Consider the following 26,504-nt stretch of genomic DNA (forward strand, 5'->3'; position numbering starts at 1 on the left):
CTCAACGCGTCCACCCCCCGAAGCGGATCGCCCCTGCGAGGATGGCCGCGTACAGCGCCAGGCTGGCCGCCACGACCGCATAGAACGCTGGGGCCGGCGCCTGCAGCCAGCCCACGCAGATCCAGCCGCCCAGCGCCACCACGGCCAGCCGCGCCAGGCTGCCCACCAGCGGCCACAGCATGCGGCCGGCCCCCTGCGAGGCGAAGAACAGCGCCAGGCCCAGGCCGAACAGCCCGTAGCTGGCGCCGACGATGCGCAGGTACACGGCGCCCTGCGCGCGCACCTGCGGATCGGCCGTGAAGGCGTCCATCCACAGGCCGGGCGCCAGCGCCACGGCCAGGCCGATGGCGCCAGTGATCGCCGCCACCAGGCCGCCGCCCAGCCAGGCCGCGCGCAAGGCCCGGCCGGTCTGGCCCGCGCCCATGTTGGTGGCCACCAGCGTGGTCAGCGCGGTGCCGAAGCCGAAGGCAATCGGCACCAGGATGTATTCGAGCCGCGCCGCCACGCCGTAGCCGGCCAATGCCACCGTGCCGTAACTGCCCACGACCGCCGTGGCCACAGCGATCGAACTGTTGCTGATGACCGGGCTCAGCGAGGCCGGCAGCCCTACGCGCAGGATGCCGGCGAAGGCGGCCCGCTCGATGCGCCAGCCCCTGGCCCGCAGCGGCACCGCGCTGCCTGGTCGCAGCAGCGCTCCGGCCAGTACCAGCGCCGACACGCCGTTGACCGCCAGCAGGCTGAGCGCCGCGCCGGCCACGCCGAGGCCCGGGATCGGCCCCCAGCCGAACACCAGCGCCGGACACAACAGCAGGTGCGCCAGCGTGGCGCCCAACATGGCCGCAGACGGCAGCACCATGTTGCCGGCACCGCGCACGATGCCGCCCAACACGTTGACCGCCCAGATGGCCAGCGCGCCGCCGAACATGGCGTTCGAGTACGCAAGCGCCGCGTCGAGCGCGCCCCCACGCCCGCCCATCGCGGTGTAGACCGTGCGGCCGAAGCCCAGCAGCGCCAGCATGAACAGCGCCGCCATGACCACCCCCACCAGCAGCGCGTGCCGTGCCAGCTGCCCGGCATCCGCCGCGCGGCCCGCACCCAGCGCGCGCGCCACGGCGGCCGTGGTGGCGCCGCCGATGCCGCCGGCCGACATCTGCACCATCAGCATCGACAGCGGCAGCACCAGCGCCACACCGGCCAGCGCCTCGTGCCCCAGGCGGCCGAGGATGAAGCCGTCGTAGCCGATCTGGATGGTCATGGCGAACAGGCCGATGACGTTCGGCGTGGCCAGGCGCAGCAGCGTGGGCAACAGCGGTGCATGCAGCAACTGCTGCGTGCGGTCGGCGGCCCGCGCCGAAGGCGAGGCGGGCAACGTGGCGGCGGCAGCCATGCTCAACGTTTGATCTCGCCGAGGTACACGCCCGGCTCGGCCGACAGGCCCTGCTTGACCTGCCGCGTGATCGCATCGCCCAGCACCTCCTCGGCGCCCGCGGCCAGGCCATCGAACGCAGCGCGCACGATCTCTTCGGGCGTGGACTTGGGCATCTCGATGCCGCGCGTCAGGTCGGTGTCGACGAAGCCCATGTGCAGGCCCAGCACCTGCGTGCCCTGGGCGCGCAACGCGTGGCGCAGGCCGTTGGTCAATGACCAGGCCGCGGACTTGCTGGAGCCGTAGACCGCCAGCACGGGCGTGCTGATCCAGCTGGCGACGGACAGCACGTTCAGGATGGCGCCGCCGCCGTTGGCCTTGAGCACCGGCGCGAAGGCGCGCGCCAGCAGCAGCGGGCCGAAGTAGTTGGTCTCCAGCTGCGCGCGAGCGGCTTCCACGGCGCCATCGGCCAGGAAGTCGCCCATCAGCGCAATGCCGGCGTTGTTCACCAGCAGCGTCACGTCGCTGCATCGCGCTGCCGCGGCCGCCACCTGCTCGGGCTTGGTGACGTCCAACGCAACGGACTCCACCCCCGCGAGCGTGATGCTGGCCGGATCGCGCGCAGCGGCGTAGACCTTGCGCGCGCCGCGCGCCAGCGCCTCGCGGGCGAAGGCCTGGCCGATGCCGCGGTTGGCACCGGTGATGAGGACGGTGGCGTTCTCAAGTTGCATGGAAAGCTCCTTCGGGCTGGTTGATATGACGCGCGTCATATTTCTGGGTGCGGGGATCGGCGGATCTGGTGGCGCGTCAGCGCGCGGGCGCCGTGTCGAACTGCGCCAGCAGGCTGCGGCGCGTGGCGGCCAGCAGGGCGCGGCCTTCGGCGTTGTCGCCCAACGCGCGTGCCAGCTGCAGCGCGCCGACCAACTGGCCGGCCACCACGCCGGCCTGTTCTGCCACCTCGTCCGGCAGGGCGCGCCGCACGGTGGCCACCAGTCGGCGCACGCGCTCGGCCGCAGCCTGCGCCACTTCGGCCGACTGGCGCGGCATCTCGGAGGCCAGGGCCGCCACCGGGCAACCCTGCGTGGTGCCGACGAGGTGGCCGTCTGCCAGGTAGGCATCGACCAGAGCACGCAAGGGGCTGGCGCCACGCGCCTGGCGCTGCGCCGTGCTCTTGGCCAGGCGCGCCGCACTGTCTCGCCCGGCATGTTCGATGGCCTCGCACAGCAGCGCGTCGCGCGAGGCGAAGTGGGCGTAGAAGCCGCCGTGCGTGAGGCCGGCGCGCTTCATCACGTCGGCCACGCCCACACCCCAGAAACCGGCCTCGCGCATGACGCTGGCCGCCGTCTCGACGATGCGGTCGTGCGTCAGCTGCTTGCGGCTCGGTGCGGTGTCCATGGGGCCGCAAGATAGCACGAAATATGATGGTCGTCATATTTGCGATGCTTGCATCCTGGCTGCGTCCCCCCATATCCCTAGAATTCGCCCGAATACTCCATCCGCAAGGATCCTCTTTCATGGTTCCCCACCTCATCACCGCACTGACCGGGCCGATCAACGAGCTCGAGCAGCGCATCCTCGATTCCACGCCGGCCATCGAACGCTGGTTCCGGCTGGAGTGGATGGAACACACGCCGCCGTTCTACTGTTCCGTGGACATCCGCAACGCCGGTTTCAAGCTCGCGCCGGTGGACACCAACTTGTTCCCGGGGGGCTGGAACAACCTCACGCAGCCCATGCTGCCGCTGGCCGTGCAGTCGGCCATGGCCGCCATCGAGAAGATCTGCCCCGAGGCCAAGAACCTGCTGCTGATCCCCGAGAACCACAGCCGCAACACCTTCTACCTGGCCAACGTGGCGCAGCTGCAGCGCATCTTCCACATGGCCGGCCTGAACGTGCGCGTGGGCTCGATCGATCCGGAGATCAAGGAAACCAAGACCATCCAGCTGCCCACTGGCGAGGAGCTCACGCTGGAGCCCGTGGTGCGCAGCAAGCGCCGCCTGGGGCTGAAGAACTTCGACCCCTGCACCATCCTGCTCAACAACGACCTGTCGGCCGGCGCGCCCGGCATCCTGGAAGACCTGCACGAGCAGTACCTGCTGCCGCCGCTGCACGCGGGCTGGTCGGTGCGGCGCAAGAGCCGGCATTTCCAGAGCTACGAGGAGGTCTCCAAGCGCTTCGGCAAGCTGCTGGGCATCGACCCCTGGCTCATCAACCCGATGTTCGCCAAATGCGGCGAGGTCGACTTCGCCGAAGGCGCCGGCATGGATTGCCTGCAGACCAACGTGGATGCGCTGCTGACCAAGGTGCGCCGCAAGTACAAGGAATACGGCATCAACGAGAAGCCCTTCGTGGTCGTGAAGGCCGACAACGGCACTTACGGCATGGGCATCATGACCGTGCACGACGCGGCCGAACTCGACAATCTGAACCGCAAGTCGCGCAACAAGATGGCCGTGGTCAAGGACGGCCAGCCCGTGCACGACGTGATCATCCAGGAAGGCGTGTTGACCGCCGAGCGCATGCACGACGCCATGGCCGAGCCCGTGGTCTACATGATGGACCGCTACGTGGTCGGCGGCTTCTACCGCGTGCATGCCGACCGCGGCCCCGACGAGAACCTCAACGCGCCGGGCTCGCGCTTTGTACCACTGGCTTTCGCCGAGAGTACGCACTTACCGCAGCACGGCATGAAGCCAGGGGCCAGCGCGCCGAACCGCTTCTACATGTATGGGGTGATCGGCCGTCTGGCCATGGTCGCGGCCAGCTACGAACTCGAAGCCACAGACCCGGAGGCCGAGGTCTACTGACACCGTGAACAAGGGGAGTTGCTGCAGTGCAACATAGGCACCGCGGTGGCTTGCCGGCTTCAGGGCGAAGCGCACAATAGCCGTCCCGCGAAACACCAGCCGCTGGCCCCAACGGCCGGGCGGCTTTCCTTTGCAACACGCAAAAACCCCGCTCGCGGCGCTCACCCTGGGCGCCATCGGTGTCGTCTACGGTGACATCGGCACCAGCGTCCTGTACGCGGTCAAAGAGATCTTCGGATCCGGCCATGTCCCGTTCACGGCGGACAACGTCTACGGCGTGCTGTCCATCCTGTTCTGGACGCTGACCGTCATCGTCTCGCTCAAGTACGTGGTGCTGGTACTGCGCGCCGACAACGCCGGCGAAGGCGGCCTGGTCGCCATGCTGGCGCTGGCCTCGCAGTCGGTGAAGGACAAGCCGCAACTGCGCCAGGTACTGCTGCTGGTCGGCATCTTCGGCACCTGTTTGTTCTACGGCGACGGCGTGATCACGCCGGCCATCTCGGTGCTGTCGGCCGTGGAAGGCCTGGAGGTGGTGTCGCCGGCCTTCCGCAAGGCCGTGATCCCGCTCACGCTCGTGATCCTGTTCGCGCTGTTCGCCCTGCAGAAACGCGGCACGGCCGGCATCGGCAAGTTCTTCGGGCCGATCACGCTGGCCTGGTTCATCGCCATCGCGCTGCTGGGCGTCTCGCACATCTGGCACAACCCGGAGATCCTCCACGCGCTGAGCCCGCACCATGCGCTGCGCTTCCTGTGGAACAACCCGGGCACGAGCTTCGTCATTCTGGGCGCCGTGGTGCTGGCTGTGACGGGCGCCGAGGCGCTCTATGCCGACCTCGGCCACTTCGGCAAACGGCCGATCCGGCTGGCCTGGTTCAGCGTGGTCATGCCGGCGCTCACGCTGAACTACTTCGGCCAGGGCGCGCTATTGCTGCGCGAGCCCGAGGCCGTCAAGAACCCGTTCTTCATGATGGCGCCCGAATGGGCGCTGTTGCCGCTGGTGGGCATGGCCACGGCCGCCGCGGTGATCGCCTCCCAGGCACTCATCACGGGTGCGTTCTCGGTCACCAAGCAGGTGATCCAGCTGGGCTACCTGCCGCGGCTGCAGATCCAGCACACCAGCGTCAAGGCGGCCGGACAGATCTACATCCCCTTCATCAACTGGGGCCTGTTCCTGGCGATCGTGCTGGCCGTGGTGATGTTCAAGTCCTCCAGCAACCTGGCGGCGGCCTACGGCATCGCCGTGTGCACCGACATGCTGATCACCACCGTGCTGACCTTCTTCGTCGTGCGCTACGGCTGGAAGTACCCGCTGTGGCTGTGCATCCTGGCCACGGGCTTCTTCTTCATCGTCGACTTCGCGTTCTGGGCTTCCAATCTCATGAAGCTGTTCGACGGTGGCTGGTTCCCGCTGTTCATCGGCGCCATGATGTTCATGCTCATGATGACCTGGCACGAAGGTCGGCGCCTGCTCAACGAGGCGCTGCGCGCCAACGCCATCGACCTCAAGAGCTTCCTCGAGTCGGTGTTCGTGAGCCCCCCCGCCCGCGTGGAAGGCACAGCCGTGTTCCTGACGGCCGAACCGGGCAGCGTGCCCAATGCACTGCTGCACAACCTCAAGCACAACAAGGTGCTGCACGAGACCAACCTGTTCGTGACCGTACGCAGCCACGAACGGCCCTGGATCGGCATGGACAAGCGCCTGCAGATCGAGGCCCTGGGCCACGACTGCTGGCAGGTGGTGCTGCACTACGGCTTCAAGAACGACCCGGACCTGCCGCGCGCACTGGAGCAGATGCGCGGACGCGGCTGCGAAATGGAGACCATGACGACGAGCTACTTCCTCTCGCGCGACATGGTGGTGCCCACCCTTGGCACCGGCATGGCGCCCTGGCGCGAGAAACTGTTCGCGCAGATGCACCTGAACGCAAGCGCTGCGGCCGACTTCCTCAAGCTGCCCAGCAACGCCGTCGTCGAGCTGGGCTCCAAGGTCGAGATCTGAGCCGGCAATGCAAAAGGCCCGCGCCTTGCGGCGCGGGCCTTTTGCGTTCTGCGCGAAGCGCGAGGATCAGACTTCGCCGCCAGGCAGGTCACCGGCACGCAGGGCACGCACGGCCTCGGCGTGCACGGCTTCGCGGGTCAGCAGGCTCTTGGAGGGGCGGTAGCCGATGTCTGCACCTTCGCCAGCCGGGGCCAATTGGTGGTTCCGGGCTGCAGCCAGGTATTCGCCCTGGACTTGCTCGCGCGTCACCGTGCTGGGCTTGGCAGAGGCCACAACGCCCGCTTCACCGACTTCACCGGTGGCGACGAGCTGGTGGTTGCGCTGGGCTTGCAGGAGTTCGTTGCGTACGGCTTCACGGCTCAGGCCGCCGGACGAAGCGGCTGCCACCGGCGGGATGTAGCCGACTTCACCACTGGCGTTCACACCGCCGCCAGCGAATGCAGGCGCTGCGACCAAGCCGGCTGCGGCGAGCAGGGCGGAGGCGAGGATCTTGGTGTTCATGGTGCTTTCCTTCATTGACATTGACGATGGAATGAAGTTTAAAAACGCAGAAGCGAAAGAAAAAGCCCGCTCAAAGCAAAGCATCGTTTCCGCTGAGGCAACAGTGTCGTGGAACTTCTCGCCAAAGCAAAAAGCCCGCGCCTTGCGGCGCGGGCCTGGATCTGCAAGCGTTCTGGAACGATCAGACTTCGCCACCACCCAGCAGGCCATGGCGCACGGCGTACACGGCTTCAGAGCGCACGGCGTCGCGGGTCAAGGTGCTCTTGGCGGTGGCCACGGCGCCGATATCGGCACCTTCGCCGACTTCCGGCAGCGTGCCATTGCGTTCGGCCTGCAGGTACTCGGCACGCACGGCTTCGCGGGTCAGGCCGCTCTTGACCGAGCTCACTTGCGGCACATAGCCGACTTCACCGCTGATGTTGTCGCCAGCGAAGCTGGGAGCGGCAGCGAAACCGATGGCCGCGACCAGGGCGGAGGCAAGAAACTTCGTGTTCATGATGGATTCCTTTCGGTGATGAGGACAATTTCCCGTTCAGCGGAGCCGGACCTTTTGTCCTGCTCCGTCTCGACGAGTCGTGTCTGCGTCTCATCGATGGCTCCATTGTCGAAGCCATGGCGCCAAAGAAAAACCGTGCAAAGGGCAATGCATCGTTTCTGAAATGACAACAGTGGAGAGACTCAGTACTTTCCCTGATGCCGCAGTCTTGAGAGTGCTTGGCCATCCGCCCGGGCTGCAAAGCAAAAAGCCCGCGCCTTGCGGCGCGGGCTTTGGTTCATCGTGGCGCGATGCGGGGGGCAGGCTCAGACTTCGCCGCCAACCAGCTGACCGTGGCGCACGGCGTACACCGCTTCTGCGCGCACGGCGTCACGCGACAGCGTGCTCTTGGCAGAAGCCACAGCACCGGTGTCGGCGCCTTCGCCCAGTTCGGGCAACGTGCCGTTGCGCTCGGCCTGCAGGTACTCGGCACGCACGGCTTCGCGCGTCAGGCTGCTCTTGGCGCTGCTCACTTGCGGCACATAGCCGACTTCACCGCTGATGTTGTCGCCGGCAAAGGCGGGGGCGGCGGCGAAAGCGGCAGCAGCGATCAGGGCGGAGGCGAAAAACTTCGTGTTCATGGTGTTCATCCTTGCAAATCGGTTGGCTCGATCCGGTCACCAAGCCTTCCCGGCGACCGCTTCGATGAACCGTTTGCGGTTGGCTCATCGATGGGATGAACTGTAGAAGTTGTGCTTTGAAAGAAAAACAGGCCTCCGAGCAATGGATCGTTTCCCGGATCGAAACAGTAACCGGTTTCAGGTTTCGCGGTAGAAGGCTTCGACCTGGCCCTTGAGCTTGATCAGAAGCGGCCGGCCACGGCGGTCCACGGTCTTGCCGGCGGCCACCTTGATCCAGCCTTCGGACAGGCAGTACTCCTCGACATCGTGGCGTTCGGTGCCGTTGAAGCGGATGCCGATGTCGTGCTGGAACACGGCCGCGACATGGTGCGGGCTGCGCGGGTCGACGGACAGGTGGTCGGGCAGCGGCGGACGGGTGGTGGCTTCTTGGTTCATGGGCGCAATTAGACCGCAGCCCGCGGCCACGCTAACCCAGCGAGCGCAGCCCTGCGGCGGTGCGCACCCACGCCAGCAGTCCGGGCACGGGCGCCTCGCGCACCGTCAGCGTGACCGCGGGCTCGGCCAGCCCCAGCCGGTCGAGCAGCGCCTGCACGCGCGCCGGCTCAGGGTGCTGCAGTTCGAGCGCGACCAGTGTGCAGCCGAGGTCTTCGAGCGTGGATGCCGGATGGGCGGGGGTGTCCCACTGGATCAGCGTCGGGGCAGCACCACCGAGCGGCAGGCTGCCGTCGGCTGGCACCGTGATGCGCCAGCCGAACCCGCCGCGCGACATGGGCAGCACCTCGCCGACCGGCACGGCGGCCGTCGCGGCGACCGCTGCCGCGATGTCGTCGGTGCGCGCCACCCAGCACGCCAGGCGCGGTGGCGCATCGGCTGCCAGTCGGTCGAGTTCGAACCATCGCGCACGCGGTGGGGCCGGCACGCCAGGGTCCACGGCGATCACCTCCAGGTACAACGCCTCGCCCAGGCGCAGCAACAGGTTGTGCGTGCCCATGCGGGCATGCTGGCCGCCCGGCTGCGGGCGCACGCCCAGTTGCGCGTGCAGGGCGTCGCTGCCGGCCTGCAGCGTTGGCGCCACGATGGCGAGGTGGTCGATGCGGCAGGTCGACATTCAGGTGCCCGAGGGGCGCAGCAGCACCTTCTCGCCCGTGGCCTGCTTGCCGTAGATGGCGATGGCCTCCAGCGACAGCGCCTCGGCCAGGCCGACCTCGCGCGTGTAGTGGCTCGCGAAGGTGGTCGTGAGCTCGGCCGCCACGCGCGCCTTGAGCTGCTGCACCTGATGCGGACCGGTCTTCTGCAGGAACGGGAACAGCAGCCAGCCGCCCACCCCCCAGGTCATGCCGAAGCCGCGCGCGATCTCGATGGGGCCGCGGTCCAGGCTGCCGTAGACGTAGACCTGCTTGTGCACATTGCTGCCGTAGCGGCTGTAGGCGGCCTGCTCCTTGCGCGCGATGGCGGCCTCCATGGCCACCAGAATCTGGCCGGCCAGCTTGCCGCCGCCGATGGCATCGAAGGCCAGCGTGGCGCCGGTGGCGGCAATCGCCTCGGTCAATGCGGCCTGGAAGTCGCTCTGGCTGCTGTCGACCACATGCTGCGCGCCTTGCCCGCGCAGCAGCGCGGCCTGCTCGGGCTTGCGCACCACGTTGACCAGCGGCACGCCGTCCTTCAGGCAGATGCGGTTCAGCATCTGGCCCAGGTTGGACGCCGCAGCCGTGTGCACCAGCGCGGTGTGGCCCTCGCGCCGCATGGTCTCCACCATGCCCAGCGAGGTCAGCGGGTTGACGAAGCACGAGGCGCCCTGCGCCGCCGTGGCGCCCTCGGGCAGCGGCAGGCATTGCGCGGCCGAAATGGCGCGGAACTCTGCGTACATGCCGCCGCCCAGCAGCGCGACCTTCCTGCCCAGCAGGGCCTGGGCCGCGGCCGAGGCACCGGCGGCGACCACGGTACCGGCGCCCTCGTTGCCCACGACCATGGAATCGCCGACCCGCGCGCCGGCCGCGGCCAGGGCCGTGGGCGACAGGCTGGCCGTGACCACGGGGCGCTCGGCCGTGCCCGAGACCTTGGCCGTGGCCATGTCGGCACCGCCGAACAGCAGGCCCAGGTCCGAGGGGTTCAGCGGCGCCGCCTCCACGCGCACCACGACCTCGTCGTCGTGCGCAGGCTGGGGCATGGCGACCTCGGCCAGCGAGAGTTCCAGGGTCGCGTCGGGGCGAATCAGCGAGCGCAGTTGCAAGGGCATGGGTGGTCCTCGGGTGGGTGGTTCGGTGGAGCCACCCAGTATAGGAAGCGCCCCGTGTTCAGCGCGCCATCCAGGCCGCGAAGGTGACCGTCCCCAGCCGCGCCCTGCCCACGGGCACCAGCGTGCCGTCGTCCAGCGGCGCGCCGAAGTACAGCGCCTGCGGGTCCGCCACGACCTGGCGGCCGTCCTGCTTCAGGTCGAGGTAGCGTTGCACGAGTTCGGCCAGCGGCAGCCGCTCGGGGCCGGCGATCTCGATGCGGCCGTGCAGGGGCGCGGCCAGTGCCACGTCGGCCAGCACGGCGGCCACGTCGTCGGAGCTGATGGGCTGGATGGCGGCCGGCGACAGCCGGATCTCGCCGTTCGCACCGGCCGACTGCGCGATGCCGCCCAGGAACTCGAGGAACTGCGTGGCCTGCACGATGGTCCAGGGGATGCCGCCGGCCACGACCAGGTCTTCCTGCGCCTGCTTGGCGCGGAAGTAGCCGCTCCGCTGCAGCTTGTGCGTGCCGACCACGGACAGCGCCACATGGTGCTGCACGCCGGCTCTCGCCTCGGCCGCCAGCAGGTTGCGGCCCGAGGTCTGGAAGAAGTCCAGCACGGCCTGGTCGGCGAACGAGGGCGAATTCGCCACATCCACCACCACCTGGGCACCGGCCAGCGCCGCATCCAGGCCCTCGCCCGTGAGCGTGTTGACGCCGGTGTTGGGCGAGGCGGCCAGCACGTCGTGGCCCAGGTTCTTCAACAAGACGACGAGCTTGGAGCCGATCAGGCCCGTGCCGCCGATGACGACGATCTTCATGGGGTGTCCCTCGGGTGCAGGAAGCGGGATCAGGAGAACTGCACCTTGTCCAGGCCGAAGGCCTTGTCGGCCGCGCCCGGGACGTTGCGGAAGGCGATGCTCAGGCGGTTCCAGGCGTTGATGCCCATCACGTTGTGCGTGAGTTCCACGATCTCCTGCTCGGAGAACTCGGCGCGCACCTGCTCGTAGACGGCATCGGACACGCCATGGGCGGGCAGCTGCGTGAGCACCTCGGTCCAGGCGAAGGCGGCGCGCTCGCGCGCGCTGAACAACGGGGATTCGTGCCAGATCGCCACATGGTGCAGGCGCAGCTCGCCCTCGCCGTGCTGCTTGGCCTGCTTGACGTGCATGTCCAGGCAGAAGGCGCAGCCGTTCATCTGCGAGGCACGGATCTCGATCAGCGCGAGCAGCTTGGCGTCCAGGCTGCCCTTCTTGCCGGCGATGCTGTAGTCGGACAGCTTCTTGTAGAGCTCGGGGGCTTGCTGCAGGGCGTTGAGGCGGGGGGTCATGGTGTTTCCTTTCGGGTTGAAAAATCGTTCTCTTCCCTTCAAGACGGGCCGGCCCCGCGGTTTGTGACAGGCCAGCCGAAAAAATCCGGCATGGGCACAATCCGCCGCCTATGCGTTTCCTGAAAGACCTGAGCCTGCCCGCGTTCACGGCCGGCTTCGTGGCCGTGCTGGTCGGCTTCACCAGTTCCGTGGCCATCGTGTTCCAGGCCGCGCTGGCCTTCGGCGCCACGCCGGCGCAGATCAGTTCCTGGATGTGGGCCTTGGGCCTGGGCATGGGCCTGGCCACCGCCATCCCCTCGCTGCTGTGGCGCATGCCGGTCATGGTGGCCTGGAGCACGCCGGGCGCTGCCGTGCTGGCCGTGGCGGGTGCCGGGTACGGCATGGGCGAGGCCGTGGGCGCGTTCATGCTGAGCGCCCTGGCGATCTGGCTGGCGGGCGCCACCGGCTGGTTCGAGCGCGTGATGAACCGCATCCCCGTGGCCATCGCCTCGGCGCTGCTGGCCGGCGTGCTGGCGCGCTTCGGGCTGGACGCGTTTCTGGCCGCGAAGACCGCGCTGGGTCTGGTGCTGCTGATGCTCGTGGTCTACCTGCTGGGCCGACGCCTGCTACCGCGCTACGCCGTGCCGCTGACGCTGCTGGCGGCCATCGTCTACTGTGGCGTGCGCGGCGAGCTGGGCTGGTCGTCGGTCCACCTGGCATTGGCGGTGCCCCAGTTCACCATGCCGGTCTTCAGCTGGCAGGCCGCCATCAGCCTGGCCGTGCCGCTGTTCGTGGTGACCATGGCCTCGCAGAACCTGCCCGGCGTGGCCGCCATCCGCGCGGCCGGCTACGGCCGCATGCCGATCTCCAAACTGCTCAGCATCACCGGCCTGGCCACGCTGGTGTTGGCGCCGTTCGGCGCGTTCGCGCTGAACCTCTCGGCCATCACGGCCGCGATCTGCATGGGCCGCGAGGCGCACGAAGACCCCGACAAGCGCTACACCGCGGCCGTCAGCTGCGGCCTGATCTACGTGCTGATCGGCGTCTTCGGCGCCACCGTCACGGGGCTGCTGACGGCCTTCCCCAAGGAGCTGGTGGCCGCCATCGCCGGCCTCGCGCTGCTGGGCACCATCGGCAACGGCCTGGCCGCCGCGCTGGCCGACGAGCGGCACCGCGAGCCGGCCCTGATCACCTTCCTCGTCACGCTGTCCGGCGTGGCAATCGCCGGCGTCGGCTCGGCCTTCTGGGGAGTGGTGGCCGGCGCCCTGGCGCTGTTTGTGCAACAGTACGCGCCTTCCCGAAAGAGCCAGGCATGAACATCCTTTTCGTCGTCGACCCGCTCGACAGCTTCAAGATCTACAAGGACACCACCTTCTCGATGATGCGCGAGGCCCAGCGCCGCGGCCACCGCATCTGGTCCTGCGAGCCGCGCCACATCGGCTGGCGCACGGGTGGCAAGGTGCAGGCCCTGGTCAGCGAACTGACGCTGACGGGCGCGCCCGACGCCTGGTACCGCATCGATTCCACGCCCGTGCGCGCGCTGGCCGGGTTCGACGCCGTGCTCATGCGCAAGGACCCGCCCTTCGACAGCGAGTTCTTCTACGCCACGCACCTGCTGGAGCAGGCCGAGCGCGAAGGCGCCAAAGTCTTCAACAAGCCGGCCGCGCTGCGCGACCACCCCGAGAAGCTGGCCATCATGGAGTTCGCGCAGTACACCAGCCCCACGCTGGTCACGCGCAGCGCGGCCGAGGTGCGCGCCTTCCACGCCGAGCACCAGGACGTGATCTTGAAGCCGCTGGACGGCATGGGCGGCATGGGCATCTTCCGCGTCAAGGCCGACGGGCTGAACCTGGGCTCCATCGTCGAGACGCTCAACAAGGACGGCGCCGAGACCATCATGGTCCAGCGCTTCGTGCCCGAGATCGCCCTCGGCGACAAGCGCATCCTCGTGATCGGCGGCAAGCCCGTGCCGTTCTCGCTCGCACGCATCCCGCAGGGCAACGAGGTGCGCGGCAACCTCGCGGCCGGCGGCAAGGGCGTGGCCCAGCCGCTGACCGAACGCGACCGCGAGATCGCCGAGGCGCTGGGCCCGGTGCTGGCCGCGCGCGGCCTGCTGCTCGTGGGCCTGGACGCCATCGGCGACTGCCTCACCGAAGTCAACGTGACCAGCCCGACCTGCTTCCAGGAGATCACCGAGCAGACTGGCTTCGACGTGCCGGCCATGTTCATCGACGCGCTGGAGGCCGCGCTGGCGGTCTGAAGCTCAGGCGGCCAGCGCCGCCACGGTCTGCTGCAACACCTCGGCCACGGCCGCCATGCCCGCGTCCTCCAGCGTGGTCGCGCGGCACCAGAGGTAGATCGGCCGCGGCCGCGACGGTGCGGGCAGCGCCAGCTCGACGAGGCCGAAGCGTTCGGCCAGCCGGCGCAACGGAAAGCGCGGCAGCACGGCGAGGTGCTGGCCCAGGCCCAGCGTGTCGAGCAGCACGAAGGCCTCGCCCAGCACCGTGAGTTCCACGCGCATGGCCTGCACGCCCGCGGCGGCCAGCATCTCGCGCACCTCCTGGGCGAAAGGCGAGGCCGAGCCCAGGCCGATCCAGCGCTGCGCGTCGAGCGCGCCACCGCCCTGGGCCAGGGCATGGGTGCGGGCGCAGAACACGCCGAGCGCGTCGGCCACCAGCAGCCGGCGCTCGATGCCGGGCGGCGGGCGCTCCAGCCAGGCCGGCGCGACCACGAATTCGTGGCGGCCGTCGATGAGCTGCTCCAGCAGCAGGTGCGGCCGGTCGCTCTGCACCGACAGCGCGAGGTCCGGAAAGCGCTCGAGCAGCACGCGCACCAGCTCGCCTGCCACCGCCGCGCCGACCAGCGGCCCGGCGCCGATGCGCACCTGCTTGCGGATGCCGCTGCGGTGGCGCGCCGTGACCTCGGCCGCGTCCTTGAGCCGCCTGCCGATGGCCCGGCCCTCGCGCGCCAGCATCTCGCCCAGCGGTGTGCTGCGCACGCCGTAGCGGCTGCGCTCGAACAGCGCGCCGCCGGCCTGCATCTCCAGCGTCTGCATGTTGTGCGTGAGCGTGGGCTGGGTCAGGTGCAGGTGCCGGCTGGCCTGCGTGATGGACCCCTTCTCAAGGATGGTGGCGAGTTGCACGAGGTGGCGAGGGTCCATAGAAATACTTTTGTTTGGGCTGCAATTTTCAATTTTACGGATGACCAACGCCGACCTACAGTGCGCGTCCGGCCACCGCATCCATCCGCATGACACCCAACCTCATCTTCATCGTCGCCGACGACCTCGGCTACGCCGACCTGGGCTGCTACGGCGGCCGGCCGGCCGGCTTCGGCCCCGTGTCGCCGCACATCGACGCGCTGGCCGCAGGCGGCCTGCGCTTCACCGAGGGCTACAGCAACGGGCCGGTCTGCTCGCCCACGCGCTTCGCGCTCATGACCATGCGCTACCAGTACCGGCTGCGCGGCGGCATGGAGGAGCCCATCAACAGCCGCAGCAAGGGCAGCCCCACGCTGGGCCTGCCGCCTTCTATGCCGACCCTGCCCTCGCTGCTGCGCGAAGCCGGCTACGCCACCGCGCTGATCGGCAAGTGGCACCTGGGCTACCCGCCGGCCTTCGGCCCGCAGCGCTCGGGCTACGACGACTTCTACGGCATCATGGCCGGCGGCGTGGACTACTTCAGCCACTGCTCGGGCAAGGGCGACCACGACCTCTACGAGAACGGGTCCGAGCGCCACGACGTGGGCTATTTGACCGACCTGCTCTCGCGCCGCGCGGTGGACCATGTGAAGGCGCGCGCCGCCGCGGCCCGCGCCGGCCGGCCCTTCTTCCTGAGCCTGCACTACACGGCGCCGCACTGGCCCTGGGAGACGCGCGACGACGCGCACCTGGCGGCCGAGGTGGCCGGCAACCTGTTCCACCTGGACGGCGGCGACGTGGAGACCTACCGCCGCATGGTCCACCACATGGACGAGGGCATCGGCTGGCTGGTCGCCGCGCTGCGCGAGGAAGGCCTGCTGGAGAACACGCTGATCGTCTTCACGAGCGACAACGGCGGCGAACGCTTCTCGGACAACTGGCCGCTCGTGGGTGGCAAGATGGACCTGACCGAAGGCGGTATCCGCGTGCCCTGGATCGCACACTGGCCGGCCGCCATTCCGGCCGGAACCACAAGCGCGCAGCACTGCATGAGCATGGACTGGTCGGCCACGCTGCTGGAGCTGGGCGGCGGCCGGCCGCACCCCGAGGTGCCGATCGATGGCGTCTCGCTGGCCGCCGTGCTGCGCGACCCGGGCCAGACCTTCGAGCGCCCGCTGTACTGGCGCATGCACCACCGCCACCAACGCGCGCTGCGGCGCGGCGACTGGAAGTACCTGAAGGTCGACGACCACGAGTACCTCTTCAACGTGCGGCAGGATGCGCGCGAGCGCGCCAACCTTGCGCACAAGCATCCCGAGATGCTCGAACGCCTGCGCACGGACTGGCTGGCCTGGGAGGCCACGGTGCCCGCCATCCCGGACGACGCTGCCGTGAGCCTGGGCTACTCGGCCAAGGACATGCCGCAGCGCTGACCCTTTTCTTTCCGCTCCGGAGACACAACATGCACATCCCCCGCCGCGCGCTCTGCGCCGCCGCCCTGCTCGCCATCGCTGCGGCACCGCTCCAGGCCCAGACCTGGCCCGAGCGCCCGATCAAGCTCATCACGCCCTCTACGCCGGGCGGCCCGCCCGACGCCTATGCGCGCGCGCTGGCCGACCTGCTGCTCAAGGAACTGGGCCAGCCCGTGGTGGTGGAGAACTCACCGGCCGTGGGCGGCATGGTGGCGGCCCAGGTGATGACGCGCACACCGGCGGACGGCTACACGCTGCTGGTCAGCACCGCCGGCATGATGACCATCACGCCCAATGCCAACCCGCGGGCGCGCTACGTGCCAGCCGACTTCACGCCGATCTGCCAGGGCGTGGAGGCCGGCCTGGTGCTGGCCAGCCACCCGAGTCTGGGCACGCGCAACTTCGCCGATCTCGCGCAGTGGATCAAGGCGCAGAAGACGCCGCCGACCTACTCGTCGTTCGCGCCGGGCTCGCCCGCGCACTTCCTGGGCTACCAGCTGGCCGAGGCGCTCAAGGTCGAGATGACGCACGTGCCTTACCGCAGCAGCCCGAACCAGATCACCGACATGGTGGGTGGCACGGCGCCGCTGGGCTTCGTGCAGACCGCCACGGCCGGCCCGCAGATCAAGGCCGGCAAGCTCGTGGCCTATGCGACGACGGCGGGCCAGCGTTCGGCCGAGCTGCCCGACGTGCCCACGGTGGCCGAGATCGGCCTGCCGCAGCTGCAGACCACGGTCTGGTTCGGCCTGTCGGCCCCCAAGGGCCTGCCAGCGCCCATCGCGCAGCGGCTGACCGCGGCGCACCAGAAGGTGCTGGCCTCGCCGGACTTCCGCCAGCGCATGGCCACCTCGGGCCTGGCACCGGCCGCTCCGCTGTGTGGCGAAGCCTTCCTGCAGCAGATGAACGCGGAATCGGCACGCTGGGCGCGCATCGTCAAGGCGACAGGCTTCGTCGCCGATTGAACCTAGAAGCCGCTGGGCAGGCCCAGATGGCGCAGATGCTCGCGCCAGCTGGCGAGCCGGCCGAACTCGCCGTCGGGCGTACAGGCCAGCACCCGGTGCGCCACGGCGTCGAAGCTGCAGTCGGCCAGGTGCAGCGTCAGCCGCGCCCGCGGTGCCGCGCTGGCGCAGGCGGCACCCGAACGCGGCAGGGGTTCGCAGCGCAGGATGTCCACGCCGTCGCAGGCCAGCAGGGCGCGGCGCACGGCGTGCGCATCGGCCAGCGGCACGGTGACATCGAGCACCTGGAACACCGGCCGGCGCGCTGCGGCGGCAGCGGGGACAAACTCCTTGTACGCGGCATAGGCCATGGGTTTTCAGCGGAAAGTCGAGAGGCGTTCAGTGTCGCGACACGCCCGTCAAGCCGCTGTCAAATTGCGGGGACCGTGCGCAAAGAATGCGTCAAGGCCGTGCCATCCGCGCCCCTCAGCCCGTGCGCTCCGTCACGAACTTCAGGCCGACGCCGGGCTCCGTGATGATGTAGCGCGGTGCGGCGGCCGCGTCGCCCAGCTTCTGGCGCAGCTTGGCCACCAGCACGCGCAGGTAGTGCGCATCCTCGGTGTGCGTGGGGCCCCACATCTCGCGCAGCAGTTGGGGCTGCGTGATCAGCCGGTCGGGGTGGCTGGCCAGGATGGACAGCAGCGCGAACTCCTTGCGCGTGAGCGCCACCGGCTCGCCCTGCAGGTGCACCTCGCGCCGCGCGATGTCGATGCGCAGGTTGCCGTCGTCGTAGGTGGGCGCCACCGGGTCGGCCGGCACTGCATTGCGCAGCAGCGCGCGCAGCCGCGCCATGAGCTCGCCGATGCCGAACGGCTTGGTCACGTAGTCGTTGGCGCCGGCATCCAGCAAGGCCACCTTCTCTTCCTCGCCGGAGCGCACCGTCAGCACGATGACCGGAACGCGTGACCACTGGCGCAGCTCCTGCAGCACCTCGCGGCCGTCGAGGTCGGGCAGGCCCAGGTCCAGCACCACGATGTCGGCGCCCTTGCTCGCCAGCAGGCTCAGTCCCTGCTGGCCGGTTTCGGCCAGCAGCGTGGCGTAGCCCTGCGAGCGCAGGCTGATGTCGACGAACTTGCGGATCTGCGGCTCGTCGTCGATCACCAGCACGCGCGGCGGCGGTGTCGCTTCAGCAGAAGTGGTCATGGCTCAATCCTGTGGCAGCGCGATCCGGATCGTGGTGCCCACGCCATCCGGACCCGGCAGCGCCTCGACCCGCCCCATGTGGGCGCCGACGATGCCCTGCACGATGGTCAGGCCCAGCCCCGTGCCGTGCTTGCCGCGGTCGCCACGCTCCACGCTGTAGAACATGTCGAAGATGCGGCGCCGCTCGTCTTCGGGGATGCCGGGGCCCTGGTCGATGATATCGATGCCCAGCGTGCTGTCGTCCAGGCGCCGGGCCAGCACGCGGATGGCCTGGCCGGACGGAGAGAACTTGGCGGCGTTCTCCATCACGTTGAACAGCGCCTGCTCGATCAGCGCCGGATGCACGTGCAGCGGCCCCAGGTCCGGTGCGATCTGCGTTTCCACGCGCGTGTCGGGCAGGTAGCGCTGCAGCCGAAGCGAGGCCGAGCCGATCAGTTCGTCCACGCCGATCCAGTCGCGCGCCAGGGTCAGGCCCTGCTGGCCCAGCCGCGTCATGTCCAGCAGGTTCTGGATGTAGCGGTCCAGCCGCTGGCCCTCCACGCGGATGGTGTCCAGCAGGGAGGCACGGTCCTCCTCGCCCATGTCCTTGCCGAACTGGGCCAGGCTGTCGGCCGAGCCGATCATCGAGGCCAGTGGCGAGCGCAGGTCGTGCGAGACCGAGGACAGCAGCGCCGAGCGCAGCCGCTCGGTCTCGCCGGAGACGCGCGCGGCCTCCAGCTCGGCCACCAGCCGCGTGCGCAAGGCGGCCTGGGCGATGTCTTCGGTCATGCTTTCGGCCAGGCGCCGCTGCTCGAACGAGAGCCGGCCCATGGCGTCGGGAAAACGCAGCGCGACCACGCCCAGCGTCTGCGCGTCGGCCTGGATCGGCAGGAACCACCAGTTGGACTCGGACAGCGTGTCGGTGTAGCGGCCGCTGGGCTGGCCCTGGCGTTGGGTCCAGGCCGCAGCGCCATCGTCCTTCTCGGTGAGCGCGCGGCCAGCGGCTTCCGGCCCGGAGGCATCGCCGATGCGCATCCAGACCTCGGCGTTCAGCGTGGACCGCAGCACCGAAGCGCTGGCCGCGATCACCTGGCCCAGGTCGGCCGCCTTGGACAGCTGGCGTGCCAGGTTCTGCATGGCCGTGGCATGGGTGTTGGCGGCACGCAGCGCGGTCACCTGCATGCGCAGCCGCGAGGCCAGCCGGCCCGCGATCAGCGCGGCCGCCAGGAACAGCAGCACCGTGGCCACGCCGCGCGGCGCGCTGATGATGAAGGTCAGGCGCGGCTCGATGAAGAAGAAGTCGAAGGCACCGAAGCACAGCACGGCCGTGATGAAGGCGGCCACCATGCGCGTGCGCGAAGCCACCAGCAACACCGCCACCAGGAACACCGGCGAGAGCTCCTGCAGGCCGAGGAAGCGTTCGGCCAACGCCGCCACGGCGACGGACACCAGCGTGGCGGTGAGGATGAGCGCGGGTTCGCGCGGGGCCAGCCGCTCGCCGGCCAGGTCCTGGAAGCGGCGCCCGCGCTGGCGTGCGCGCGGCGTGCTCACGATGGTCAGCTCGTAGCGCGCGCCGCGCTGCAGCAGCTGCTGCGTAAGCGTGCGGTTGAAGATGCGCGCCACCGGCCGCTCGCGCGTGCGCCCGATCACGATGGCCCGGGCACCGCGCGCGGCGGCGGCGTCGAGCAGGGCCTGCACCACGTCGGTGTTGTGCAGCACCTCGGTCTCGCCGCCCAGGTTGCGCGCCAGAGCGAAGGCCTTGTCCAGTTCCATCTGGCGTTGCTGCTCGGCCCGCGCGGTGGCGTTGCGCGGCGTGGCTTCGCCGGCCAGGTCGGCGGCGTGGACGGTGGCGTCGGCCGAATCGCCGGTGTCCACCGTCACCACGGTCCAGGGCGCGCCGCGGCGCTCGGCGATGCGCGAGCCGGCGCGCACCAGGTACTCGGACTGGCCCTGGCCGTCGATGGCGATCAGCACATGGCGCTGCAGCGCAATGCTGGCGAGGCCGCGCGCGGTGCGCGTCTCGCGCAGGTCGGCGTCCACATGCTCGGACACGGTCTGCATGGCCAGCTCGCGCAGCGCCGTGAGGTTCGAGGGCGAGAAGAAGGCCTGCAGCGCCTGGGCCGCCTGCTCGGGCAGGTAGACCTTGCCCTGGTTCAGGCGCTCGATGAGCTCACGCGCGGGCAGGTCGACCAGGCGGATGTCGCGCAGCCGCTCGAACACCGCATCGGGCACGGTCTCGCTGACGCGGATGCCCGTGATCTGGTGCACCACGTCGTTCAGGCTCTCCAGGTGCTGGATGTTGACCGTGGTGTAGACGTCGATGCCGGCGTCCAGCAGTTCCTCCACGTCCTGCCAGCGGCGTTCGTGGCGGCTGCCCGGCGCATTGCGGTGGGCTAGTTCGTCCACCAGCGCGATGGCGGGCTTGCGCGCCAGCAGGCCGTCCAGGTCCATCTCCTCGAGCTCGCGGCCCTGGTAGTGCACGCGCTTGCGCGCCAGGTTGGGCAGGCCCTCGACCAGGGCCAGCGTCTCGGCGCGGCCGTGGGTCTCGACGATGCCGATCACCACGTCGATGCCCTGTCGGTGCAGTTCGCGGGCGCGCGACAGCATGGCGTAGGTCTTGCCCACGCCGGGCGCCGCACCCAGGAACACCGTGAGCCGCCCGGCCGCCTGGCGGCGCAGTTCGCCCATCAGGGCATCGGCCTGTTCGGTCTTGTCAGCTGGCATCGAACTTCCTGCGCATCGTGGCGCGCAGCATAAGCGGCTGGCTCACCGCGTCCAGGCCCCGAAGGTCTCGCGGATTTGCGCGGCGTCCGTGCGGCGGTGCAGCGCCGCGCGGAAACCTTCCTCCGAGAACAGCGCGGCCACCTGGGACAGCATGTCCAGGTGCTCCTGCGTGGCCGGCGCGGGCACCATGAGGCACACCACATCGCTGACGGGCTGGCCGTCGGGCGTGTCGAAGGCGATGGGCGGCGACAGGCGCGCGTAGAGCACGAGGACCTGCTCCAGCGCCTTGACCCGCGCATGCGGAATCGCCACGCCATGGCCCAGTGCCGTGGTCCCGGCCGCCTCGCGGCGCTGCAGGGCCGTCGCCACCGAGTCGGGCGGGATGCCGTGCGCCCATTCCATGTGCAAGCCGATGGCCTCGAACAGCTGGCGCTTGTCGCGCGCCCGCACGTGCAGCAGGATGTCGCGTTCGTCGAAGTGGTCGAGCAGCCGAGCCATGGTTCAGCGGCCTTTCACCGCGTCCAGCGCGAGGTTGAGTTCCAGCACGTTCACGCGTGGCGCGCCCAGCACGCCGAACTGCTTGCCCAGCGTGTGCCGGGCCACCAGCTGCCGCACGGCATCCGGGGTCAGCCCGCGCGCGCGCGCCACGCGCGCGACCTGGATGGCTGCGGCCTCGGGGCTGATGTGCGGGTCGGCACCGCCGCCCGACTGCGTGACCAGGTCGCTCGGCACAGCCTCGCGCGCCACACCTTCGCGCTGGGCCACGGCGGCACGCGCCTCCTCGATGCGCTTGCGCAGGTCGGGGTTGGTGCGGGCCTGGTTGCTGCCCGACAGCGCCATCACGCTGTAGCTGCCTGCGGACGGACGCGGCTGGAAGTAGCCGTCGCCCGTGAAGGGCTGGGCCACCAGCGTGGAACCGATGACCTGGCCGTTGCGCTCGATCAGGCTGCCGTTGGCGCCGGTCGGCGCCACCGCCTGGCCGATGCCCACGCCGGCCATCGAATACAGGAAGCCGCAGCCGGCCAGCGTGACGATGGCCAGGCCGATCGCGCCGCGCAGGGCGCCCTGGTTGTGCAGGGACGGCCCGGTGGCCGCGGGAGGGACGGCGGCACCCGTCTTGTGCCGCATGGTGTGCATGGCAGTGCCCATGGTGAACCTCAGATGTTGAAGAACGTGGCCAGAATCAGGTCGATCAGCTTGATGCCCACGAAGGGCAGCAGCACGCCGCCCAGGCCGTAGACCAGCATGTTGTTGCGCAGCAGCTCGGTGGCGCTGGCCGGCTTGAAGCGCACGCCACGCAGCGCCAGCGGGATCAGCGCCGGGATGATGATGGCGTTGAAGATCAGCGCCGACAGCACCGCGCTGTTGGGGCTGTGCAGCTGCATCACGTTCAGCACGGCCATCTGCGGGATGGCGGCCGCGAACAGCGCTGGCAGGATGGCGAAGTACTTGGACACGTCGTTGGCCAGCGAGAAGGTGGTCAGCGCGCCGCGCGTGATGAGCTGCTGCTTGCCGATCTCCACCACGGCCAGCAGCTTGGCAGGGTCGGAGTCCAGGTCGACCATGTTGCCGGCCTCCTTGGCGGCCTGCGTGCCCGAGTTCATGGCCAGGCCCACGTCGGCCTGGGCCAGCGCCGGGGCGTCGTTGGTGCCGTCGCCCACCATCGCCACCAGGCGGCCGCCGGCCTGCTCGGCGCGGATGCGCGCAAGCTTGTCCTCGGGCGTGGCTTCGGCGATGTAGTCGTCCACGCCGGCATCGGCGGCAATGCTGGCGGCCGTGAGCTTGTTGTCGCCGGTGATCATCACGGTCTTCACGCCCATCTCGCGCAGGCGTGCGAAGCGCTCCTTGATGCCGCGCTTGATCACGTCGGACAGCTCGATCACGCCCAGCACGTGGCGGCCGTCGCTGACGACCAGCGGCGTGGCGCCCTTGCGCGCCACGTCGTCCACGCGGGCCTGCAACTCGGCCGGCACGCGGCCGTCCTGCGCCTTCACATGCTTGGCGATGGCGTCCAGTGCGCCCTTGCGGATCTGGCGACCACCCGACAGGTCGACACCGGACATGCGGGTCTGGGCCGTGAACGCCACGAAGTGCGCGCCTTCGGGGTCGGCCAGCTTCTCGCCCTTCTCGCGCGCCAGCTTCACGATGGACTTGCCCTCGGGCGTGGGGTCGGCCAGCGAGCTCAACAGCGCGGCCTCGCGCAGCTGGGCGGCGTCGACGCCGGCCATCGGATGGAAGGCCGTGGCCTGGCGGTCGCCGTAGGTGATGGTGCCGGTCTTGTCCAGCAGCAGCACGTCCACGTCGCCGGCCACCTCGACGGCCTTGCCGGACTTGGCCAGCACATTGGCCTTGAGCGCGCGGTTCATGCCGGCGATGCCGATGGCCGGCAGCAGCCCGCCGATGGTGGTGGGAATCAGGCAGACCAGCAGGGCCACCAGCAGCACCACGTTGATCTGCACGTCGACGAAGCCGGCGATGAAGGGCAGGCTGACGACCACGGCCAGGAAGGTGACGGTCATCACGACCAGCAGGATGCCGAGCGCGATCTCGTTGGGCGTCTTCTGGCGGTTGGAGCCTTCGACCAGCGCGATCATGCGGTCCAGGAAGCTGTGGCCGGGCTCGGCCGTGACGCGCACGACGATGCGGTCGGACAGCACCTTGGTGCCGCCGATCACGCCGGAACGGTCGGTGCCGGCTTCGCGCAGCACGGGCGCGGATTCGCCCGTGACGGCCGCCTCGTTGATCGTGGCCAGGCCTTCTACGATCTCGCCGTCGGCCGGGATCAGCTGCCCTTCCTCGACCACGACCGTGTCGCCCGGACGCAGCGCGGCGGCCGGCACGGTACTCTCCTTGCCGTCCTCGAGGCGGCGTGCCACGAGGTCCTTGCGCGCGCTGCGCAGCGAGGCCGCCTGGCCGCGGCCACGCGCCTCGGCCACGGCCTCGGCGAAGTTGGCGAACAGCACGGTGGCGAACAGGATCAGCGTCACGGCCCAGCCGAAGCCGGCCGTGGTCCAGCCCGCCAGCGTGGCGACCAACGTCAGCACGGTGCCGAGCCAGACCACGGCCATCACGGGGTTCTTGACCACGTGCTGGGGCGCGAGCTTGACGAAGGAGTCGATGATGGCCGGCTTGAAGTCGAAGCCGGCGGGGGTGTTGGCGGTACGCACCTTGTCGTTCATGGCGTGGTCCTCTCAGCGAGCCAGCAGTGCGTTCAGCTGCAGGTGGTCGGCCACGGGGCCCAGCACCAGCACGGGCATGAACTGCAACAGCGTGAGGATGATGACGATGCCGATCAGCGTGAGCGCGAAGGTCGGCGTTTCGATCTGCAGCGAACCCGCGCCCTCGGGCGCGCGGCGCTTGGCGGCCATCATGGCGGCGATGGCCAGCGGCAGCACCAGACCGGGGAAGCGGCCCAGCGCCAGCGCGAGCACGCAGGACAGGTTCCACCACGGCGTGGCGTCACCCAGGCCCTCGAAGCCCGAGCCGTTGTTGGCGAAGGCCGAGGTGTACTCGTAGAACACCTGGCTGATGCCATGGAAGCCCGGGTTGGAGTTGCCGGTGATGCCGGGCACGGCCAGCGCGATGGCGGTGAGCCCCAGCAGCACGATGGGCTGCAGCAGCACGATCACGGCCAGCAGCTTCACCTCCGGCCCTTCGATCTTGCGGCCGAACAGCTCGGGCGTGCGGCCCGTCATGAGGCCGGCCAGGAACACCGCCAGCAGCAGGTAGACCAGGAACTGCTGCAGGCCGCAGCCGATGCCGCCCCAGATGCCGTTGATCAGCATGTTGACCATGGAGACCATGCCGGTCAGCGGCGCGAGCGAGTCGTGCATGCTGTTGACCGAGCCGTTGTTGACCTGGGTCGTCACCGACGACCACAGCGCCGAGTCCTCGACACCCAGGCGCACTTCCTTGCCTTCCATGAGGGCCAGGTCGGCCGAGGTGCCCGAGGCGCTCTCGGACCACAGCGACAGGCTGGTCGAGGCGATGGACATGACCAGCATGGTGCCGAACACCATGGCGCCGAACTTGCGGCGGCCGGTGAACGGGCCGACCATGAAGACGACCGACACGGGCACCAGCACGATGGCCAGCGTCTCCAGGAAGTTGGACAGCGGCGTCGGGTTCTCCAGCGGCACCGCGCTGTTGGGGCCGTACCAGCCGCCGCCGTTGCTGCCCAGCTGCTTGATGGCCACCATGGGCGCGACCGGGCCGAGAGGGATCTTCTGCTCCTTGAACTCGGCCGAGGCTTCGACCGGCGTGGCCGTGGGGCCGCCCTGCAGCGTGGCGGGCACGCCCTGGGTGGTCAGCAACGCCGACAGCACCAGCGACAGCGGCAGCATCACGCGCACGCAGCCACGCACGACGTCGGCCCAGTAGTTGCCCACGTCGACCGTGTCGGCATCGCCGGTGGAGGCCGTGGCAGCGGCGTGGCCTTCCATGGCCTGGCGCCCGCCGAACAGGCCGCGCAGCGTGGCAGCGACCACGCCCAGCGCCATCACCGGCGTGACCACCTGCAGGCCGACGATGCCGGTCATCTGCGCCAGGTAGGACAGCTGGGCCTGGCCCGAGTAGTGCTGCTGGTTGGTGTTGGTCAGGAACGAGACGGCAGTGTGCAGCGCCAGGTCCCAGCTCATGTTGGGGGCGCCGTTGGGATTGAGCGGCAGCCAGGCCTGGGTCATGAAGATGGCCCAGACGATGAGCAGCAGTACCAGGTTGCTGAGCAGGAAGGCGGCGGCATAGCCGCGCCAGCCCATGCCGACTTGCGGGCGCGTGCCCAGCAGGGCGTAGATGGGACGTTCGATCCACGCGAACAGCGGGTCCGAACGCAGGGGCGCGCCGCGCAGCACGGCGGCCAGGTAGTGGCCCAGCGGCCAGGCCAGCGCAATGGCCGCGGCGAAGATGAGCAGGGTCTCAAGCATGGTGCAGGCCTTTCAAGGCATCGGGGAAATGGAAGCCATCCGTCTCAGAACGCGGCCTGCAGCGCGAACTCGCCGCGCGTGCCGGCCATGCCGGGGAACAGGCGCCTGGCGGCGGAATCGGTGGCGTGCAGCGTGGCGCGCAGCTCGAACGGGGCGCGGAAGGCCCAGACCACGCTCAGCGCGCCGTGCGTGTAGCTGTCGGCGTAGTCGCTGTCCAGCACGTAGCGGGCCACGGTGCCCTCGATGCGCCACTGGTCGTTCAGTGCATGGCGCGCACCCAGCAGCACGTAGGTGCCGGTGGTGTCGCTGGCCATGGTGTTGGTGGAGTGGCCCACGGCCACCCAGTAGTTCTCGCGCCAGGTGACGGCCAGGTTCAGCTCGTTCCAGTTCAGCTGGACGTCGGCCGAGGGGTATTGGTAGCGCAGCAGGTAGGCGTCCAGGGCCCAGTCGTCGGCGATCTTGCCGGCCCAGCCCACGGCCAGGTCGAACTCGGTGCTGGCGCCGTTGTCGGGCCGGAACTTGACGTTGGAGCCCCACACCGAGGCGTACAGGCCCGACGCATGGGCGTACTTGAGGCCGACCTGCACGGCGGGGTCTTCGCGCGTCTGCGAGGAGCCGCGCCAGACGTAGTCCGAGGTGAGGCTTGCCGTCCCCGTCAGTTGCGCGGACGCCGTCGCAGGCAGGGCCGCGGCCATCAATGCACCGCACAGTGCGGCAGTTCCCCCCAGGGAAATCAGATGCTTGGAGCGCATGTTCTTGTTCGCGATCGAATGGCGAAAGTGCCAGTCGTCAGTATTCGGTGGAGCCCCGTAAAG

The 26,504-nt window shown here is 69.5% G+C and carries 26 protein-coding genes; 6 read left to right on the forward strand and 20 right to left on the reverse strand.

The window, feature by feature from the left end; translation table 11 throughout:
• Position 1 precedes the first annotated feature (1 nt).
• From ASF45_RS01200 to ASF45_RS01210, 3 genes are all read right to left on the reverse strand, one after another.
• Entirely contained in the window at positions 2-1,387 is a 1,386-nt protein-coding gene (locus tag ASF45_RS01200; RefSeq protein WP_056655641.1) for an MATE family efflux transporter, read from the reverse strand.
• A gap of 2 nt (positions 1,388-1,389) precedes the next feature.
• Positions 1,390-2,097 carry an SDR family oxidoreductase gene (locus tag ASF45_RS01205; RefSeq protein ID WP_056655644.1) on the reverse strand — a complete coding sequence of 236 codons (708 nt, stop codon included), beginning with the start codon at positions 2,095-2,097 and terminating at the stop codon, positions 1,390-1,392.
• 76 nt (positions 2,098-2,173) lie between these two features.
• Positions 2,174-2,761, reverse strand: a complete 588-nt coding sequence (locus ASF45_RS01210; RefSeq protein WP_056655647.1) for a TetR/AcrR family transcriptional regulator — start codon at positions 2,759-2,761, stop codon at positions 2,174-2,176.
• A gap of 119 nt (positions 2,762-2,880) precedes the next feature.
• Here ASF45_RS01210 and gshA point away from each other — a divergent pair, with 119 nt between their 5' ends.
• A complete protein-coding gene (gshA, locus tag ASF45_RS01215) occupies positions 2,881-4,173 on the forward strand; it encodes a glutamate--cysteine ligase (protein WP_056655650.1) in 1,293 nt (430 codons plus the stop codon).
• Positions 4,174-4,303: 130 nt separating this feature from the next.
• Positions 4,304-6,172, forward strand: a complete 1,869-nt coding sequence (locus ASF45_RS01220; protein ID WP_056655653.1) for a potassium transporter Kup — start codon at positions 4,304-4,306, stop codon at positions 6,170-6,172.
• 66 nt (positions 6,173-6,238) lie between these two features.
• Here the strand turns inward: ASF45_RS01220 and ASF45_RS01225 are convergent, their stop codons facing one another.
• From ASF45_RS01225 to ASF45_RS01260, 8 genes are all read right to left on the reverse strand, one after another.
• A complete protein-coding gene (locus tag ASF45_RS01225; RefSeq protein WP_056655657.1) occupies positions 6,239-6,673 on the reverse strand; it encodes a DUF4148 domain-containing protein in 435 nt (144 codons plus the stop codon).
• Between the two features lie 181 nt (positions 6,674-6,854).
• Positions 6,855-7,169 (reverse strand): DUF4148 domain-containing protein, encoded by a 315-nt coding sequence (locus ASF45_RS01230; protein ID WP_056655660.1) that lies wholly within the window; start codon positions 7,167-7,169, stop codon positions 6,855-6,857.
• Positions 7,170-7,474: 305 nt separating this feature from the next.
• Positions 7,475-7,798: a DUF4148 domain-containing protein gene (locus tag ASF45_RS01235; protein WP_056655664.1), complete on the reverse strand. Its 324-nt coding sequence runs from the start codon at positions 7,796-7,798 to the stop codon at positions 7,475-7,477.
• Positions 7,799-7,966: 168 nt separating this feature from the next.
• Positions 7,967-8,224, reverse strand: coding sequence for a DUF3297 family protein (locus tag ASF45_RS01240; RefSeq protein WP_056655667.1), 258 nt, complete (start codon positions 8,222-8,224; stop codon positions 7,967-7,969).
• A gap of 31 nt (positions 8,225-8,255) precedes the next feature.
• The gene (locus ASF45_RS01245) at positions 8,256-8,897 is read right to left on the reverse strand and encodes a VOC family protein (RefSeq protein ID WP_056655669.1); all 642 of its coding nucleotides are present in this window, start codon (positions 8,895-8,897) and stop codon (positions 8,256-8,258) included.
• Positions 8,898-10,025 (reverse strand): zinc-binding dehydrogenase, encoded by a 1,128-nt coding sequence (locus tag ASF45_RS01250; protein ID WP_056655672.1) that lies wholly within the window; start codon positions 10,023-10,025, stop codon positions 8,898-8,900.
• A gap of 58 nt (positions 10,026-10,083) precedes the next feature.
• Entirely contained in the window at positions 10,084-10,824 is a 741-nt protein-coding gene (locus tag ASF45_RS01255; protein ID WP_056655674.1) for an SDR family oxidoreductase, read from the reverse strand.
• A gap of 29 nt (positions 10,825-10,853) precedes the next feature.
• Positions 10,854-11,333, reverse strand: coding sequence for a carboxymuconolactone decarboxylase family protein (locus ASF45_RS01260; RefSeq protein ID WP_056655677.1), 480 nt, complete (start codon positions 11,331-11,333; stop codon positions 10,854-10,856).
• Between the two features lie 110 nt (positions 11,334-11,443).
• Here ASF45_RS01260 and ASF45_RS01265 point away from each other — a divergent pair, with 110 nt between their 5' ends.
• On the forward strand, positions 11,444-12,628 hold the full coding sequence (locus ASF45_RS01265) for a benzoate/H(+) symporter BenE family transporter (RefSeq protein ID WP_056655680.1): 1,185 nt from the start codon (positions 11,444-11,446) through the stop codon (positions 12,626-12,628).
• Positions 12,625-13,572: a glutathione synthase gene (gene gshB / locus ASF45_RS01270; RefSeq protein ID WP_056655683.1), complete on the forward strand. Its 948-nt coding sequence runs from the start codon at positions 12,625-12,627 to the stop codon at positions 13,570-13,572. Before ASF45_RS01265 ends, gshB begins: the two co-directional genes overlap by 4 nt.
• Positions 13,573-13,575: 3 nt before the next feature.
• On the opposite strand, the gene ASF45_RS01275 is transcribed toward gshB, so the two are convergent.
• Positions 13,576-14,472 carry a LysR family transcriptional regulator gene (locus tag ASF45_RS01275; RefSeq protein ID WP_056655686.1) on the reverse strand — a complete coding sequence of 299 codons (897 nt, stop codon included), beginning with the start codon at positions 14,470-14,472 and terminating at the stop codon, positions 13,576-13,578.
• Between the two features lie 89 nt (positions 14,473-14,561).
• Here ASF45_RS01275 and ASF45_RS01280 point away from each other — a divergent pair, with 89 nt between their 5' ends.
• Both ASF45_RS01280 and ASF45_RS01285 read left to right on the forward strand, forming a co-directional pair.
• The gene (locus ASF45_RS01280; RefSeq protein WP_056655689.1) at positions 14,562-15,884 is read left to right on the forward strand and encodes a sulfatase; all 1,323 of its coding nucleotides are present in this window, start codon (positions 14,562-14,564) and stop codon (positions 15,882-15,884) included.
• A 29-nt stretch (positions 15,885-15,913) separates the two neighbouring features.
• Positions 15,914-16,885, forward strand: a complete 972-nt coding sequence (locus tag ASF45_RS01285; RefSeq protein ID WP_056655693.1) for a tripartite tricarboxylate transporter substrate binding protein — start codon at positions 15,914-15,916, stop codon at positions 16,883-16,885.
• A 2-nt stretch (positions 16,886-16,887) separates the two neighbouring features.
• Here ASF45_RS01285 and ASF45_RS01290 read toward each other — a convergent pair whose 3' ends face one another.
• The 8 genes from ASF45_RS01290 to ASF45_RS01325 all read right to left on the reverse strand — a co-directional run bounded on the left by ASF45_RS01290 (position 16,888) and on the right by ASF45_RS01325 (position 26,441).
• Positions 16,888-17,232 carry a hypothetical protein gene (locus ASF45_RS01290; protein WP_056655696.1) on the reverse strand — a complete coding sequence of 115 codons (345 nt, stop codon included), beginning with the start codon at positions 17,230-17,232 and terminating at the stop codon, positions 16,888-16,890.
• Between the two features lie 115 nt (positions 17,233-17,347).
• Positions 17,348-18,064, reverse strand: a complete 717-nt coding sequence (locus ASF45_RS01295) for a response regulator (RefSeq protein ID WP_056655699.1) — start codon at positions 18,062-18,064, stop codon at positions 17,348-17,350.
• Between the two features lie 3 nt (positions 18,065-18,067).
• Positions 18,068-20,767: a sensor histidine kinase KdpD gene (locus tag ASF45_RS01300; RefSeq protein WP_056655702.1), complete on the reverse strand. Its 2,700-nt coding sequence runs from the start codon at positions 20,765-20,767 to the stop codon at positions 18,068-18,070.
• 42 nt (positions 20,768-20,809) lie between these two features.
• The gene (locus tag ASF45_RS01305) at positions 20,810-21,265 is read right to left on the reverse strand and encodes a PTS sugar transporter subunit IIA (protein ID WP_056655705.1); all 456 of its coding nucleotides are present in this window, start codon (positions 21,263-21,265) and stop codon (positions 20,810-20,812) included.
• A 3-nt stretch (positions 21,266-21,268) separates the two neighbouring features.
• On the reverse strand, positions 21,269-21,916 hold the full coding sequence (gene kdpC / locus ASF45_RS01310; RefSeq protein ID WP_235580778.1) for a potassium-transporting ATPase subunit KdpC: 648 nt from the start codon (positions 21,914-21,916) through the stop codon (positions 21,269-21,271).
• An 8-nt stretch (positions 21,917-21,924) separates the two neighbouring features.
• Complete coding sequence (kdpB, locus tag ASF45_RS01315) at positions 21,925-23,946, reverse strand: potassium-transporting ATPase subunit KdpB (protein ID WP_056655708.1); 2,022 nt, start codon at positions 23,944-23,946, stop codon at positions 21,925-21,927.
• Positions 23,947-23,958: 12 nt separating this feature from the next.
• The gene (kdpA, locus tag ASF45_RS01320; protein ID WP_056655711.1) at positions 23,959-25,689 is read right to left on the reverse strand and encodes a potassium-transporting ATPase subunit KdpA; all 1,731 of its coding nucleotides are present in this window, start codon (positions 25,687-25,689) and stop codon (positions 23,959-23,961) included.
• Positions 25,690-25,733: 44 nt separating this feature from the next.
• A complete protein-coding gene (locus ASF45_RS01325) occupies positions 25,734-26,441 on the reverse strand; it encodes a TorF family putative porin (RefSeq protein WP_056655714.1) in 708 nt (235 codons plus the stop codon).
• Positions 26,442-26,504: the final 63 nt, after the last annotated feature.

Source organism: Pseudorhodoferax sp. Leaf265 (assembly GCF_001422365.1).
Classification (GTDB): Bacteria; Pseudomonadota; Gammaproteobacteria; order Burkholderiales; family Burkholderiaceae_C; genus Pseudorhodoferax.

Excerpts from the sequence above, each read along its gene's own strand:
- ASF45_RS01260 (WP_056655677.1), bottom strand. The coding sequence starts at position 11,333 with ATGACCCCCCGCCTCAACGCCCTGCAGCAAGCCCCCGAGCTCTACAAG.
- ASF45_RS01240 (WP_056655667.1), bottom strand. The coding sequence starts at position 8,224 with ATGAACCAAGAAGCCACCACCCGTCCGCCGCTGCCCGACCACCTGTCC.
- kdpA (WP_056655711.1), bottom strand. The coding sequence starts at position 25,689 with ATGCTTGAGACCCTGCTCATCTTCGCCGCGGCCATTGCGCTGGCCTGG.
- ASF45_RS01205 (WP_056655644.1), bottom strand. The coding sequence starts at position 2,097 with ATGCAACTTGAGAACGCCACCGTCCTCATCACCGGTGCCAACCGCGGC.
- ASF45_RS01245 (WP_056655669.1), bottom strand. The coding sequence starts at position 8,897 with ATGTCGACCTGCCGCATCGACCACCTCGCCATCGTGGCGCCAACGCTG.
- kdpB (WP_056655708.1), bottom strand. The coding sequence starts at position 23,946 with ATGAACGACAAGGTGCGTACCGCCAACACCCCCGCCGGCTTCGACTTC.
- ASF45_RS01250 (WP_056655672.1), bottom strand. The coding sequence starts at position 10,025 with ATGCCCTTGCAACTGCGCTCGCTGATTCGCCCCGACGCGACCCTGGAA.
- ASF45_RS01230 (WP_056655660.1), bottom strand. The coding sequence starts at position 7,169 with ATGAACACGAAGTTTCTTGCCTCCGCCCTGGTCGCGGCCATCGGTTTC.
- ASF45_RS01210 (WP_056655647.1), bottom strand. The coding sequence starts at position 2,761 with ATGGACACCGCACCGAGCCGCAAGCAGCTGACGCACGACCGCATCGTC.
- ASF45_RS01295 (WP_056655699.1), bottom strand. The coding sequence starts at position 18,064 with ATGACCACTTCTGCTGAAGCGACACCGCCGCCGCGCGTGCTGGTGATC.
- ASF45_RS01325 (WP_056655714.1), bottom strand. The coding sequence starts at position 26,441 with ATGCGCTCCAAGCATCTGATTTCCCTGGGGGGAACTGCCGCACTGTGC.
- ASF45_RS01235 (WP_056655664.1), bottom strand. The coding sequence starts at position 7,798 with ATGAACACCATGAACACGAAGTTTTTCGCCTCCGCCCTGATCGCTGCT.
- ASF45_RS01290 (WP_056655696.1), bottom strand. The coding sequence starts at position 17,232 with ATGGCCTATGCCGCGTACAAGGAGTTTGTCCCCGCTGCCGCCGCAGCG.
- ASF45_RS01225 (WP_056655657.1), bottom strand. The coding sequence starts at position 6,673 with ATGAACACCAAGATCCTCGCCTCCGCCCTGCTCGCCGCAGCCGGCTTG.
- ASF45_RS01255 (WP_056655674.1), bottom strand. The coding sequence starts at position 10,824 with ATGAAGATCGTCGTCATCGGCGGCACGGGCCTGATCGGCTCCAAGCTC.
- ASF45_RS01200 (WP_056655641.1), bottom strand. The coding sequence starts at position 1,387 with ATGGCTGCCGCCGCCACGTTGCCCGCCTCGCCTTCGGCGCGGGCCGCC.
- ASF45_RS01275 (WP_056655686.1), bottom strand. The coding sequence starts at position 14,472 with ATGGACCCTCGCCACCTCGTGCAACTCGCCACCATCCTTGAGAAGGGG.
- ASF45_RS01265 (WP_056655680.1), top strand. The coding sequence starts at position 11,444 with ATGCGTTTCCTGAAAGACCTGAGCCTGCCCGCGTTCACGGCCGGCTTC.
- gshA (WP_056655650.1), top strand. The coding sequence starts at position 2,881 with ATGGTTCCCCACCTCATCACCGCACTGACCGGGCCGATCAACGAGCTC.
- ASF45_RS01305 (WP_056655705.1), bottom strand. The coding sequence starts at position 21,265 with ATGGCTCGGCTGCTCGACCACTTCGACGAACGCGACATCCTGCTGCAC.
- kdpC (WP_235580778.1), bottom strand. The coding sequence starts at position 21,916 with ATGGGCACTGCCATGCACACCATGCGGCACAAGACGGGTGCCGCCGTC.
- ASF45_RS01285 (WP_056655693.1), top strand. The coding sequence starts at position 15,914 with ATGCACATCCCCCGCCGCGCGCTCTGCGCCGCCGCCCTGCTCGCCATC.
- gshB (WP_056655683.1), top strand. The coding sequence starts at position 12,625 with ATGAACATCCTTTTCGTCGTCGACCCGCTCGACAGCTTCAAGATCTAC.
- ASF45_RS01280 (WP_056655689.1), top strand. The coding sequence starts at position 14,562 with ATGACACCCAACCTCATCTTCATCGTCGCCGACGACCTCGGCTACGCC.
- ASF45_RS01300 (WP_056655702.1), bottom strand. The coding sequence starts at position 20,767 with ATGCCAGCTGACAAGACCGAACAGGCCGATGCCCTGATGGGCGAACTG.